The sequence below is a fragment of the Citrobacter sp. Cpo032 genome (genome assembly GCF_030332975.1).
GTDB classification, from domain to species: domain Bacteria; phylum Pseudomonadota; class Gammaproteobacteria; order Enterobacterales; family Enterobacteriaceae; genus Citrobacter; species Citrobacter portucalensis.
The window spans coordinates 201,809-216,468 of record NZ_JAOWGU010000035.1 but is presented as its reverse complement, the minus strand read 5'-3'; the positions used below and the strand labels follow the sequence as shown (position 1 = coordinate 216,468).

The window sequence follows — 14,660 nt, the reverse complement described above, 5'->3', positions numbered from 1 at the left end:
TTTTACCATATTTAATATATAAAATGAAAATTATCATCAAAATCCAGGAAGCCGATCATACTTTTTTAAAATGACTGGCATCTCTCCCCTGCTTTCCGCCACACTATCAACAGATAAACGCATTAAGGATTTTGCATGTCAGAAAATGAAAACCTGCTGCTGAGATTGCGCCAGGGCGTTGACGGATATAGCCGAACACAGCAGAAGCTGGGAGAGTTTGTGCTCAGCGATCCGGCAAAAGTTGTCTACCTGACGATTACCGAACTGGCGCGTGAAAGCGACACCAGCGAGGCGAGCGTCACACGTCTGTGCCGCGCACTTGGGTGTAAGGGTTATAACGAATTCAAAATGGCGCTGGCACTCGATCTCCAGCAAGGACAGCCGGTAGAGCACAGCGGGGATGAAATTGACAATGTGGTCAATGAATCCGTACAAGCACTGCAGGACACAGCAAAATTACTCGACAGGACATTACTGGAATCCGCCGCTTTGGCACTGCATCAGGCCCAGTCGGTACAGATTTATGGCGTAGCGGCCAGCGCTATTCTGGGTGAGTATTTACATTACAAACTCCTGCGCCTCGGCAAACCTGCACAATTGTTCAGTGACATGCATCGTGCTGCTATGAACGCTACAACGCTAAGCAAAGATACGCTGGTAGTGGCGATATCCAGTTCGGGATCCACGCGCGATCTGCTGCATGTCGTAAAGCTGGCGCGTAAGCAAGGCGTACGCGTACTGGCGCTGAGTAATACACCACGCAGTCCGCTGGCTTCGCTGAGTGATATTCAACTGGTCGCAGCCAAACCAGAAGGTCCGTTGAGCGCCGGCGCGCTAAACGCCAAGGTGGGTGTCATGCTGTTAGTGGAACTGCTCACCACGTCGCTGATTGGACTGGATGAAAAGTACAGCGATGTGAGCCAGCAAACCGCCAGCGCAACCCTTCCTCTACTGCTTTAAGAGCATAAAAAAAACCCGCCGCAGCGGGTTTTTACGTTAAGAGTTAAAGAACAGGATTACGCCTGACCTTTGATCTCTTTACGACCGTTGTACGGTGCTTGTTCACCCAGAGCTTCTTCGATACGAATCAGCTGGTTGTACTTAGCAACGCGGTCAGAACGGCTCATAGAACCAGTTTTGATCTGGCCTGCAGCGGTACCAACAGCCAGGTCAGCGATGGTAGCGTCTTCAGTTTCGCCAGAACGGTGAGAGATGACAGCGGTGTAGCCAGCGTCTTTCGCCATTTTGATCGCAGCCAGAGTTTCGGTCAGAGAACCGATCTGGTTGAATTTGATCAGGATGGAGTTAACGATGCCTTTTTCGATGCCTTCTTTCAGGATCTTGGTGTTAGTTACGAACAGATCGTCACCAACCAGCTGGATTTTGTCGCCCAGTACTTTAGTCTGGTATGCGAAACCGTCCCAGTCAGACTCGTCCAGACCATCTTCGATGGATACGATCGGGTACTGTTTGGTCAGTTCTTCCAGGAAGTGAGTGAATTCTTCGGAGGTGAATGCTTTGTTGCCTTCGCCAGCCAGAACGTATTTACCGTCTTTGTAGAATTCAGAAGCTGCACAGTCCATTGCCAGGGTGATGTCTTTGCCCAGCTCGTAGCCAGCTGCTTTAACCGCTTCAGCGATTACAGCCAGAGCTTCAGCGTTGGAACCCAGGTTCGGCGCGTAGCCACCTTCGTCACCAACTGCAGTGTTCATACCTTTAGCTTTCAGAACTTTAGCCAGGTTGTGGAACACTTCAGAACCCATACGAACGGCTTCTTTCAGAGTCTTAGCGCCAACCGGCTGAATCATGAATTCCTGGATGTCGACGTTGTTGTCAGCGTGCTCACCACCGTTGATGATGTTCATCATCGGAACCGGCATGGAGTATTTACCCGGAGTACCGTTCAGTTCAGCGATGTGTGCATACAGCGGCAGGCCTTTTGCAGCTGCTGCTGCTTTGGCGTTCGCCAGGGACACAGCCAGGATGGCGTTTGCACCGAAGTTGGATTTGTTTTCAGTACCGTCCAGATCGATCATGATCTTGTCGATGCCAGCCTGATCTTTAGCATCTTTACCCAGCAGAGCCTGAGCAATTGGGCCGTTCACAGCTGCAACAGCTTTCAGTACGCCTTTACCCATGAAACGGGATTTGTCGCCATCGCGCAGTTCCAGTGCTTCGCGGGAACCAGTAGAAGCACCTGACGGAGCTGCTGCCATACCAACGAAACCACCTTCCAGGTGTACTTCGGCTTCAACAGTCGGGTTACCACGGGAGTCGATGATTTCACGACCGATGATTTTAACGATTTTGGACATTAGATTTTCCTCAGTACAAGTTAAACTAAAACTCCAGACAAACAATGCACCCTAATGGGTGCATTGCCGTTCTAACTTATTTACTTCTTACTTCGCCTGACGCTTCTGATGTTCACTGGCGGCTTTCACAAAGCCGGCAAACAGCGGGTGCCCATCACGTGGCGTGGAAGTAAATTCCGGGTGGAACTGACAGGCCACGAACCACGGATGATTCGGTACCTCAATGATCTCGACCAACTGATCATCACCGGAACGGCCTGCAATACGCAGACCCGCAGCTTCAATCTGTTTCAACAGCATATTGTTGACTTCGTAACGGTGGCGATGGCGTTCAACAATTGTCGGCGCGCCGTACAGCTGACGAACCAGGCTATCGTCGCTCAACTGACACTGCTGCGCGCCAAGGCGCATTGTGCCGCCCAGATCGCTCTTCTCGGTACGGACTTCGACGTTGCCGTCTTCATCGCGCCATTCGGTAATCAGGGCCACCACCGGGTACTTACAGTCTGGCACAAATTCCGTGGAGTTGGCGTTGTCCATACCCACTACGTTACGTGCAAACTCAATCAACGCAACCTGCATACCCAGGCAAATGCCCAGATAAGGAATATTGTTCTCACGCGCAAAGCGCGCCGTCGCGATTTTACCTTCAACACCGCGGTAGCCGAAGCCGCCCGGGATCAGGATTGCATCAAGACCTTTCAGGATCTCAACGCCACGCGTTTCGACATCTTGCGAATCGATCAGCTTGATGTTGACGGTGACACGATTCTTCAGACCACCGTGCTTCAGCGCTTCGATAACTGACTTATAGGCATCCGGCAGTTCAATGTACTTGCCGACCATACCGATAGTCACTTCGCCTGCCGGATTCGCTTCTTCGTAGATAACCTGTTCCCATTCTGACAGATTAGCTTCCGGACAGTTCAAGCTGAATCGTTTACAAATATAATCGTCAAGGCCCTGAGATTTCAACAGGCCCGGGATTTTATAGATGGAATCGACATCTTTCAGAGAAATCACCGCTTTTTCCGGAACGTTACAGAACAATGCAATTTTTGCACGTTCATTAGCCGGAACTGCGCGATCGGAGCGGCAAATCAGGATATCTGGCTGAATACCGATAGAAAGCAGCTCTTTTACAGAGTGCTGAGTCGGTTTAGTTTTGACTTCACCTGCCGCCGCCATGTACGGAACCAGCGTCAGATGCATAAACAGCGTGTGCTCACGGCCAATTTCTACGGCCATCTGGCGAATCGCTTCAAGGAACGGCAGAGATTCGATATCCCCAACGGTTCCGCCGATTTCGACCAGAACAACATCATGACCTTCACCGCCTTCCAGAACGCGCTCTTTAATGGCATTCGTGATGTGCGGGATAACCTGAACTGTTGCGCCCAGGTAGTCGCCACGGCGCTCTTTACGCAGAACGTCGGAGTAGATACGACCCGTAGTGAAGTTGTTGCGGCGGCTCATTTTGGTACGAATGAAACGCTCATAGTGACCCAGGTCCAGGTCGGTTTCAGCGCCGTCTTCGGTAACGAACACTTCCCCGTGTTGGATTGGGCTCATAGTACCTGGATCGACGTTGATGTACGGATCCAGTTTCATCATGGTTACATTGAGGCCACGGGCTTCAAGAATGGCTGCCAGGGAGGCTGCGGCAATGCCTTTTCCCAGAGAGGATACGACCCCGCCGGTCACAAAAATATAGTTCGTTGTCATGCTGGACCTGAGAAGTTAGGGTGAAACGATGGAATTACCAAGACGGGAAAGTAGTATACCCGAACATGACGAGCGCCACAAACTTTCATTATCCCCTCTCCTTCGTTCTTCAAGCCGCACCGGTGTTGGCTTCCTTCACTCACCCCAGTCACATAGCATTTCTATGTTCCTGGGGATTCTTTCAGTCGCCGCCTTGTTGCGACTCGAATAACTCGAAGAGGCAGTATACAAGGTGTTTCATCAACATAACGGGAAGAGAAAATAGCCTCTTTTGGGTAAATGTTTTTGACGTAAATCAAGCGCTTGTTATTTAAAAAATCACACAAATCGCCCTTGACCGACGAAATCCCTTAGAGATCAATTTCCTGCCGTTTTACCTGTTGCCAGACTTCTTCCATAGTTTCCAGATCAACACCAGTCATTTCCAGACCGCGCGAAGCCACAATTCGCTCAACTTCACGAAAACGCCGCTCAAACTTCTCGTTCGCTTTCTGCAATGCGGTCTCTGCTTTAGTGCCTAAATGCCGGGCCATATTAACCGTAGCAAACAGCAGATCGCCCATTTCCTCCTCCAGTTTAGCCTGGTCGACAACAGCCTGCTTAGCCTCAAACATGACTTCGTCGATCTCTTCGTAAACCTTGTCGACAACCGGTCCTAACGTTTTCCAGTCGAAGCCAACATTTGAGCAGCGTTTCTGGATTTTTTGGGCGCGCATTAATGCCGGTAAACTACGTGGAATATCGTCGAGTGCGGAATGCTGTGCCTTCTGGGCGCGTTCTTCACTTTTGATTTTTTCCCAACGGGTCAAAACCTCAGTACTGTTACTGGCAGAAACATCAGCAAAAACATGTGGATGACGGCGTTCGAGTTTATCGCTTATCGCAGCACAAATATCATCAAAGTTGAAGCGTCCTTCTTCCTGCGCCATCTGGGCGTAAAACACCACCTGGAACAGCAGGTCGCCCAACTCTCCGCGCAGGTCGTCAAAGTCTTCACGTGCAATCGCGTCCAGCACTTCATAGGTTTCTTCGAGGGTGTAAGGGGCAATAGTGGAGAATGTCTGCTCTTTGTCCCACGGACAGCCGTTTTCCGGGTCGCGCAGGCGCTGCATAATACCGAGCAGTCGGTCGATTTGATTCATTGGAATGTCCTGAAATTTCAATACAGTAGACCGAATAAGGCGACAACCGACATCCGGCAACATAGCAATGCCTGATGGCAACGCTAACGCGTCTTATCAGGCCTACAAGGTTATCCGGCCTACAAAATAATTAATTACCGTGCAAGCGACGTGCGTCGATCACATCCGGTACCTGGTTCAGCTTGCCGAGCACGCGCCCGAGCACCTGCAGGTTATAAATTTCGATGGTCATATCGATGGTGGCCAGCTGTTGTTTGGTATCACTTCGGCTGGCAACGCCCAGCACGTTCACCTTCTCGTTGGCGAGAATCGTAGTGATATCACGTAACAAGCCGCTGCGATCGTTGGCCTGGACGCGAACCACCAGCGAATACCCTGCCGAGTAGCTTTCGCCCCAGACTGCATCAACAATACGTTCCGGCGCATGGGAGCGCAGCTCAGCCAGCTGTTCACAATCCGCCCGGTGCACGGAAATACCGCGTCCCTGGGTAATAAACCCGACAATCTCATCGCCAGGAATAGGCTGGCAGCAGCGGGCGATGTGGTGCATCAGGTTACCTACCCCTTCCACCACCACACGACCGTCGTCTTTACGACGGCTCTGCGGTGCCTGCGTTTTCTGCTGAAGCTGTTTCAGCGCGGCGGCATCCTGTTCGGCAGCGCTTGGCTTATTAAACTGCGCCTGCAGGAAGTTCACCATTTGGTTGAGGCGGATGTCTCCTCCGCCAATCGCCGCCAGCAACTCGTCCAGCTCATTGAAGCTGTAGCGCGGTAGCAGGTGTTTTTCCGCCTCTTTCAGGCTGATACCTAAATGCGCCAGCTCATCGTCGAGGATCTGGCGACCAGCAAGGATGTTTTTGTCGCGGTCCTGTTTACGGAACCAGGCGTGGATCTTCGAACGCCCACGACTGGTGGTTACGTAGCCAAGGTTAGGATTCAGCCAGTCGCGGCTTGGGTTTGGTTGTTTCTGGGTGATAATTTCAATTTGATCGCCCATCTGCAGCTGGTAGGTAAACGGTACGATGCGCCCACCAATTTTCGCGCCAATGCATCGATGCCCCACATCGCTATGAATATGGTAAGCAAAATCGAGCGGCGTGGAGCCCGCAGGTAAGTCTACAACGTCCCCTTTTGGCGTAAAGACGTACACGCGGTCATCAAAGACCTGGCTACGGACTTCATCCAGCATTTCACCGGAATCCGCCATCTCTTCCTGCCAGGCAATCAGCTTACGCAGCCACGCAATGCGATCTTCATGACCAGAACGCGCCGCGCCTGAAGCGGTGCCCTCCTTGTACTTCCAGTGCGCCGCGACGCCCAGTTCGGCATCTTCGTGCATCTGTTTGGTACGGATCTGAATTTCGATGGTTTTCCCGCCCGGCCCCTGTACAACCGTATGGATTGACTGGTAGCCATTGGGTTTCGGATTAGCAACGTAATCATCGAACTCATCCGGCAGATGGCGATAGTGAGTATGTACTATCCCGAGTGCGGCATAGCAGTCCTGTAAACGCTCTGCCACGATACGCACTGCGCGTACATCGAACAGTTCATCGAAGGCCAACTGCTTTTTCTGCATTTTGCGCCAGATGCTGTAGATATGCTTCGGACGTCCATACACTTCGGCTTTGACGCCTTCCGTTTTCATCTCTGAGCGCAAATGACCGACGAACTCATCAATGTAATGTTCCCTGTCGATACGACGTTCATGCAGCAGCTTGGCTATGCGTTTGTATTCAGCCGGGTGCAGATAACGGAAGCAATAATCTTCCAGCTCCCATTTTAATTGCCCGATTCCCAAACGGTTGGCCAGCGGTGCATAGATATTGGTGCACTCTTTTGCCGCCAGAACGCGTTCATCTTCCGGCGCGTCTTTCACTTCACGCAGATGGGCAATCCGCTCTGCCAGCTTGATGACCACACAGCGGAAGTCATCTACCATTGCCAGCAGCATACGGCGGACGTTATCGACCTGCTCGGAAGAAACTGAATCGGTATGCGTGGCTTTAAGCTGGCGTATTGCCGCCATATCACGCACACCGTGGATAAGATGAACAATGGATTTGCCCACGCTCTCGCGCAGGATGTCTTCACTGACCACGTTGGCATCAGCCAGAGGGAACAGCATTGCTGCACGCAGCGTGTCGATATCCATGCTCAACATGGAGAGAATTTCTACCATCTCCACGCCACGCCACAGCAGCAGATCCGCATCCGGATGCCCCTGTGTCTGCTGGAGGCAGTACGCCCAGGTTTCGGCTAAGCGTTCACACGACTGCTGGCTGGAGATCCCCAGACTCGCGATCCATTTCTTTGGATCAAACTCACCAGCTTTATTTATATGTGCACTTCTTACCGCAACCATTGTCCTCTCCTTAAGGGGCCAGGCCTGTCGAAGTCGACAAGCCCTACCCATTGTCTTTCATGCTGCATTACAACCCGAAATCCAATGGGTACAAAATTCATTACAAACGCTCAAACAGGACCATTGATTCCAGGTGTCCAGTGTGCGGAAACATATCGAGCATCGCCAGTCGCCGTATGGCGTATCCAGCGTTGAGCAAAGCATCGCTGTCACGAGCCAGCGTTGCTGGGTTACAGGATACATAAACAACGCGTATAGGTTCTAATTTTATAATATGTTGCATCACACCTGCAGCCCCCGCACGCGCAGGATCGAGCAATACTTTGTCAAATCCGTTTTTCGCCCACGGCTGTCGGGTAACATCTTCCTCAAGGTTTTCATGAAAGAATGTCACATTGTGTAATCCGTTATTCAGCGCGTTTTCTCGGCCTTTTTCCACCAACGCCGGAACACCTTCCACGCCAACCACGCTTGCTGCCCGAGTTGCCAGCGGTAGGGTAAAATTTCCCATTCCACAGAACAGATCGAGTACACGATCTTCAGGTTGCACATCCAGCCATTCCAGCGCACGGGCGACCATTTGTTGGTTTACCCCTTCATTGACCTGAATAAAATCGCGCGGGCTGAAGGTTAACCGTAGTCCATTTGAATCATACCAGGGCGATTCTTCTGATATTGATTCCAGTATCTCGCTTTGCGGGGCCAGAAACAAAGACAGCCCCTGAGAATGCGAAAAGCATTCCAGTTTTTCTTTATCCGCAGCACTCAATGGCGCCGTGTGGCGCAAAATCATCAGGGTTCCGCTTCCCGCCTGTACCAGCTCAACATGGCCTAGATGGCGTAACCCTTGCAGACTTTCCAGACACGCTCTGAGATGGGGCAATAACGCCTCAAGCTGGGGCACCAAAATAGGGCATTGTTTGACATCGATAATGTCGCTGGAACCGGATTTGCGAAACCCCATCTGCAATTTTTGTTCTTTTGGCCGATAGTTCAGACTCAAACGTGCGCGACGACGATAGCCCCACGGGGCATCAGCTATAACATCCGACACCTCACATTTCATTAAACGCGACAACGCCGCGCTTTTGCTACGCTGCTGCAATGAGATGCTGGCATGCTGCTGCTGGCAACCGCCGCACACGCCAAAATGCGGGCAACGTGGCGCTTCACGCTGTGGGCTGTCGTTTAAACGTCGTTTTACTTGCGCGCGGGCAAACTGTTTTTTATCTTCGGTAATCACCACCTCGGCGCTTTCCTGGGGTAGCAATTCCGGTATAAACAACGCCTTTCCGTTATGGCGAGCGACGCCCTGACCGAAAGGATCAAGGTCATTGACGGTAACGGTTATGATCTGACGCGTCGTCACGCGTCGTTTTGCAGAGTAGAATTGCGCCATCGACGAGATATTTCTCTATTTAACAGTGTGACCCTAATTGTCCCATAACGGAACTCCATGACCAACTACAGCCTGCGCGCACGCATGATGATTCTGATCCTGGCCCCGACCGTCCTGATAGGTTTGTTGCTCAGTATCTTTTTTGTTGTGCATCGCTATAACGACTTGCAGCGTCAACTGGAAGATGCTGGTGCCAGCATCATTGAACCACTCGCGGTCTCCAGCGAATATGGCATGAACCTGCAAAACAGGGAATCCATCGGCCAGCTTATCAGCGTGCTGCATCGTCGCCATTCCGATATCGTGCGGGCAATTTCTGTTTATGACGAAAATAACCGACTGTTCGTCACCTCTAATTTTCATCTCGATCCGTCTGAAATGCAGTTGGCGACAGGTTCACCGTTTCCCCGGAAGCTGAGCGTCACCCGGCACGGGGATATCATGATCCTGCGAACCCCTATTATATCGGAAAGCTATTCACCGGATGAATCCGCCGTAAGCGACGCCAAAAACACCAAAAATATGCTGGGGTATGTGGCGCTTGAGCTGGACCTTAAGTCCGTACGATTGCAGCAGTACAAAGAGATCTTTATCTCCAGCGTAATGATGCTGTTTTGTATTGGTATTGCGTTAATTTTCGGCTGGCGTCTGATGCGCGACGTGACCGGCCCGATTCGCAATATGGTAAATACCGTTGACCGAATACGTAGAGGACAGCTCGACAGCCGCGTGGAAGGTTTCATGCTGGGCGAGCTGGATATGCTCAAAAATGGTATCAACTCGATGGCGATGTCTCTCGCGGCCTACCATGAAGAGATGCAGCACAACATCGATCAGGCCACCTCTGACCTGCGCGAAACGCTGGAGCAGATGGAAATCCAGAACGTCGAGCTGGATCTGGCGAAAAAACGCGCCCAGGAAGCGGCACGTATTAAGTCTGAGTTTCTGGCAAACATGTCCCACGAGCTGCGAACACCGCTGAATGGCGTGATTGGCTTCACCCGTCTGACGCTAAAAACCGAGCTCAACACCACACAGCGCGATCACCTGAATACCATTGAACGCTCGGCTAACAATCTACTGGCCATCATCAATGATGTACTCGACTTCTCCAAACTTGAGGCGGGCAAGCTGATTCTGGAAAGCATTCCGTTCCCGCTGCGCAGCACGCTGGATGACGTCGTTACGCTGTTAGCGCATTCATCCCATGATAAAGGGCTTGAGCTGACGCTGAATATTAAGAATGACGTACCGGACAACGTCATCGGTGACCCGTTGCGTTTACAGCAGGTGATCACCAATCTGGTCGGCAATGCCATCAAATTTACCGAGGGCGGTAATATCGATATTCTGGTCGAGAAACGCGCCCTCAGTAACACGAAAGTGCAAATTGAAGTACAAATCCGCGATACCGGGATCGGTATTCCTGAGCGCGATCAATCCCGTCTGTTCCAGGCTTTCCGTCAGGCGGATGCCAGTATTTCCCGGCGTCATGGCGGAACCGGGCTAGGTCTGGTCATTACGCAAAAACTGGTCAACGAAATGGGTGGAGATATCTCCTTCCACAGCCAACCTAATCGGGGTTCCACGTTCTGGTTCCATATCAGCCTCGATCTCAACCCTAACGTGCTTATTGATCGTTCGACAACCCGATGCCTTGCCGGTAAACGACTGGCCTACGTCGAACCTAACGCCACCGCCGCGCAATGCACGTTAGATATCTTGAGTGAAACACCGCTGGAGGTGATTTACAGCCCTTCGTTCTCCGGGTTGCCAGCGGAGCACTACGACATTCTGTTGCTGGGCATTCCGGTCACTTTGCGCGAACCACTCACCATGCAGCATGAGCGGCTGGCAAGCGCAGCAGCGATGTCCGACTTCCTGTTGCTAGCCTTGCCTTGTCATGCACAAATTAACGCTGAGAAATTGAAACAGGGCGGTGCGGCGGCGTGTCTGTTGAAACCTCTCACCTCAACCCGCTTACTGCCCGCGCTGACAGAGTATTGTCAGCTGAACCACAGCGCGGATCCGCTGCTGATAGATGAAAGCAAAATTGCGATGACTGTTATGGCGGTAGACGACAACCCGGCGAACCTCAAGCTGATTGGCGCATTGCTGGAAGATAAGGTCCAGCACGTCGTGCTTTGCGACAGCGGGCATCAGGCGGTGGATCGCGCCAGACAAATGCCGTTTGACCTGATCCTGATGGATATTCAGATGCCAGACATGGACGGTATTCGTGCCTGCGAACTAATCCACCAGCTTCCTCATCAACAGCAGACACCGGTCATTGCGGTCACCGCACACGCCATGGCCGGGCAGAAAGAGAAGCTGCTCAGCGCCGGGATGAACGATTACCTGGCGAAGCCTATCGAGGAAGATAAGCTGCATAATCTGCTGTTACGTTACAAACCGGGCGCAAGCACATCACTGCGGGCACTCACCGCAGAACCTCTTGAGCCGGTCGTCAATCCGAACACGACGCTCGACTGGCAACTGGCATTAAGGCAAGCCGCGGGTAAGAACGATTTGGCGCGGGATATGCTGCAAATGCTGATCGATTTTCTGCCTGAGGTGCGTAACAAAATCGAAGAGCAACTGGTCGGAGAGAACCCCGAAGGGCTGGTGGATATGATTCACAAGCTGCACGGCAGTTGCGGTTATAGTGGTGTCCCCCGCATGAAAAACCTGTGTCAGCTCATTGAACAACAGCTACGCAGTGGAACCAAAGAAGAAGAGCTGGAGCCTGAGTTTTTAGAGCTTCTGGATGAAATGGACAACGTTGCACGCGAAGCGAAACGGATATTGGGGTGATATTCGCCGGATGCGGCGTAAACGCCTTATCCGGCCTACAGGTTTCACTGTTTACCGTAGAGCCGATAAGCGTCGTGCATCGGGCAGTAAACGCCTTATCCGGTCTACAGGTTTCGCTGTTTACCGTAGGCCCGATAAGCGTCGCGCATCGGGCAGTAAACGCCTTATCCAGCCTACAGGCTTCGCTGTTTGCCGTAGGCCCGATAAGCGTCGCGCATCGGGCAGTAAACGCCTTATCCGGCCTACAGGTTTCGCTGTTTGCCTTAGGCCCGATAAGCGTCGCGCATCGGGCACATCGACGAATGCGGCTAACAATTCAGCGTAATTGCTGCCCTGCTTTAAGCGTTGCGGCTACGTTTCGCGCCGTCATTCGTACGTTGTCGCTCGCGTTCTTTAGCGCCTCATCCAGGGTACAGATGGTATAGATGACGCTGAAAACCGCATCCAGCCCATGCTCGTGTACGACCCCCACATCGGCCGTCAGGCTACCTGCGATACCGATAACCGGCTTGTTGTAACGCTTTGCGACCTTCGCCACGCCAACCGGAACCTTACCGTGAATGGTCTGACTATCCATGCGCCCTTCACCTGTGACCACTAAATCCGCATCCGCAACGCAGGCATCAAGGTGTAACGCATCGGTCACTATCTCAATACCGCAGCGTAACTGTGCGCCGCAAAACGCATACAGCGCCGCCCCCATACCACCAGCCGCACCACCACCGGCCAGATCCAGCACGTTGACGTCCAGATCGCGGGCAATAAGTCGCGCATAGTGCGTGAGCGCCCGATCCAGGCGGGTAATCATCTCCGGCGTAGCCCCTTTTTGCGGACCAAAAACCGCAGATGCGCCCTCTTTTCCAGTCAACGGGTTGGTCACATCGCAAGCCACTTCAATACGGCACCCGGCAAGACGGCTGTCTAACTGAGAAATATCAATCCGGGACAGAGATTCCAGACCGATTCCGCCTTGCGCAATTTCGTTATTTTGCGCATCCAGCAATTTTGCTCCCAGCGCTTGCACCATCCCGGAACCGCCATCATTGGTGGCGCTACCGCCAATCCCAATGATGATATGCTCAACGCCAGCGTCCAGCGCATGACGGATTAACTCCCCGGTTCCCCAGGAGGTGGTTTTCAGCGGATCGCGTAGCCTCGCAGGAACTTGTTCCAGTCCGCTGGCGGCCGCCATTTCGATAAACGCCGAGCGCTCATCACCAGATAAACCATAAAATGCCTGAATTGTGTTGCCCAAAGGGCCGGTAACATCAACATGCACAAGGTGACCTTGCGTTGCGGCAACCATCGCTTCTACCGTTCCTTCACCGCCATCTGCAACCGGGATCTTCATGTAATCCGCATCGGGCCAGATCTCACGAAACCCCTGCTCTATAGCCGTTGCCACCTCAAGCGCACTCAAACTTTCCTTATAGGAATCGGGTGCGATTACTATTTTCATAAAGCATCCTTACGCATGTTGATTATGTTAAGCATACACCAGGAGCAAAACCGCTCACTCTATAGGAGCGGTCCTGGATCACTTAGCGAACCATGCACGGACGCTTATTATCAAACGTCCAGTTCGGGATAAGATACTGCATACCCATCGCATCATCACGCGCACCCAGTCCATGTTGCTGGTACAGCTCATGCGCTTTCATGACCTGATCCATATCCAGCTCCACGCCCAGACCCGGTTTTGCCGGAACCTGCACCATGCCGCCTTTGATTTCAAACGGCTCTTTGGTCAAGCGCTGGTTGCCTTCCTGCCAGATCCAGTGGGTGTCGATAGCGGTTATTTTACCCGGAGCCGCCGCCGCGACATGCGTAAACATCGCCAGCGAAATATCAAAGTGATTGTTAGAGTGCGATCCCCAGGTCAGCCCGAACTCATGGCACATCTGCGCCACACGGACAGAACCCTGCATGGTCCAGAAGTGCGGGTCCGCCAGTGGGATATCCACAGACTGCAACGACAGCGTATGCCCCATCTGACGCCAGTCGGTGGCGATCATGTTGGTGGCGGTCGGCAGACCGGTGGCGCGGCGGAACTCCGCCATCACTTCACGACCAGAGAAGCCCTGCTCGGCACCGCACGGATCTTCCGCATAGGCCAGAGAACCCTTCAGATATTTGCCGATCTTAATCGCTTCATTTAGCGACCACGCGCCGTTCGGATCCAGCGTGACGCGGGCCTGCGGAAAGCGTTTCGCTAGCGCGACAATAGATTCCGCTTCTTCTTCCCCGGCCAGTACGCCGCCTTTCAGTTTAAAGTCGTTGAAACCATACTTCTCATACGCGGCTTCCGCCAGGCGCACTACCGCATCCGGGGTCATCGCTTCTTCATGACGCAGACGATACCAGTCGCATTTCTCATCCGGCTGACTCTGGTACGGCAGCGGCGTTGCCTTACGGTTACCCACGAAGAACAGGTAACCCAACATTTCAACTTCACTACGCTGCTGGCCATCCCCCAGCAAAGAGGCGACGTTTACGCCCAAATGCTGACCTAACAGATCCAACATGGCCGCTTCGATCCCAGTAACCACATGAATAGTGGTACGTAAATCGAAGGTCTGCAAACCGCGACCGCCCGCATCACGATCGGCAAAAGTATTGCGTACTGCATTCAGCACATTTTTATATTCGCCTAACGTTTTGCCTACCACCAACGGGATCGCATCTTCCAGCGTTTTGCGGATTTTTTCGCCGCCGGGAATTTCACCCACGCCGGTATGACCGGAGTTATCTTTAATAATCACAATATTGCGCGTGAAGAACGGAGCATGTGCGCCGCTCAGGTTCATCAACATGCTGTCATGACCCGCAACCGGAATAACCTGCATAGAGGTAACCAATGGGGTAGAAAATTGTGCGCTCATAATTAAGTCCTTATTCAA

General features: G+C 52.4%; 9 protein-coding genes. 2 read left to right on the top strand and 7 right to left on the bottom strand.

From position 1 onward, the window contains the following. The first annotated feature begins 135 nt into the window (after positions 1-135). Positions 136-960 carry a MurR/RpiR family transcriptional regulator gene (locus OGY33_RS05985; RefSeq protein WP_048215652.1) on the top strand — a complete coding sequence of 275 codons (825 nt, stop codon included), beginning with the start codon at positions 136-138 and terminating at the stop codon, positions 958-960. A gap of 56 nt (positions 961-1,016) precedes the next feature. Here the strand turns inward: OGY33_RS05985 and eno are convergent, their stop codons facing one another. From eno to rlmD, 5 genes are all read right to left on the bottom strand, one after another. Then, positions 1,017-2,315, bottom strand: coding sequence for a phosphopyruvate hydratase (gene eno, locus OGY33_RS05980; RefSeq protein ID WP_003034129.1), 1,299 nt, complete (start codon positions 2,313-2,315; stop codon positions 1,017-1,019). A gap of 87 nt (positions 2,316-2,402) precedes the next feature. Further along, the gene (gene pyrG, locus OGY33_RS05975) at positions 2,403-4,040 is read right to left on the bottom strand and encodes a glutamine hydrolyzing CTP synthase (RefSeq protein ID WP_003034127.1); all 1,638 of its coding nucleotides are present in this window, start codon (positions 4,038-4,040) and stop codon (positions 2,403-2,405) included. A 350-nt stretch (positions 4,041-4,390) separates the two neighbouring features. Further along, on the bottom strand, positions 4,391-5,182 hold the full coding sequence (gene mazG, locus OGY33_RS05970; RefSeq protein WP_003825693.1) for a nucleoside triphosphate pyrophosphohydrolase: 792 nt from the start codon (positions 5,180-5,182) through the stop codon (positions 4,391-4,393). Positions 5,183-5,312: 130 nt separating this feature from the next. Continuing rightward, a complete protein-coding gene (relA, locus tag OGY33_RS05965; RefSeq protein ID WP_286571270.1) occupies positions 5,313-7,547 on the bottom strand; it encodes a GTP diphosphokinase in 2,235 nt (744 codons plus the stop codon). Between the two features lie 100 nt (positions 7,548-7,647). Next, positions 7,648-8,946, bottom strand: coding sequence for a 23S rRNA (uracil(1939)-C(5))-methyltransferase RlmD (rlmD, locus tag OGY33_RS05960; RefSeq protein WP_191238167.1), 1,299 nt, complete (start codon positions 8,944-8,946; stop codon positions 7,648-7,650). Positions 8,947-9,003: 57 nt separating this feature from the next. On the opposite strand from rlmD, the gene barA reads away from it, so the two are divergent. Next, entirely contained in the window at positions 9,004-11,760 is a 2,757-nt protein-coding gene (gene barA / locus OGY33_RS05955) for a two-component sensor histidine kinase BarA (protein WP_153686788.1), read from the top strand. A gap of 316 nt (positions 11,761-12,076) precedes the next feature. Here barA and OGY33_RS05950 read toward each other — a convergent pair whose 3' ends face one another. Both OGY33_RS05950 and gudD read right to left on the bottom strand, forming a co-directional pair. Then, positions 12,077-13,219, bottom strand: a complete 1,143-nt coding sequence (locus OGY33_RS05950; RefSeq protein ID WP_071445294.1) for a glycerate kinase — start codon at positions 13,217-13,219, stop codon at positions 12,077-12,079. Positions 13,220-13,301: 82 nt separating this feature from the next. Then, positions 13,302-14,642: a glucarate dehydratase gene (gene gudD, locus OGY33_RS05945; protein ID WP_003034111.1), complete on the bottom strand. Its 1,341-nt coding sequence runs from the start codon at positions 14,640-14,642 to the stop codon at positions 13,302-13,304. Positions 14,643-14,660 lie beyond the last annotated feature (18 nt).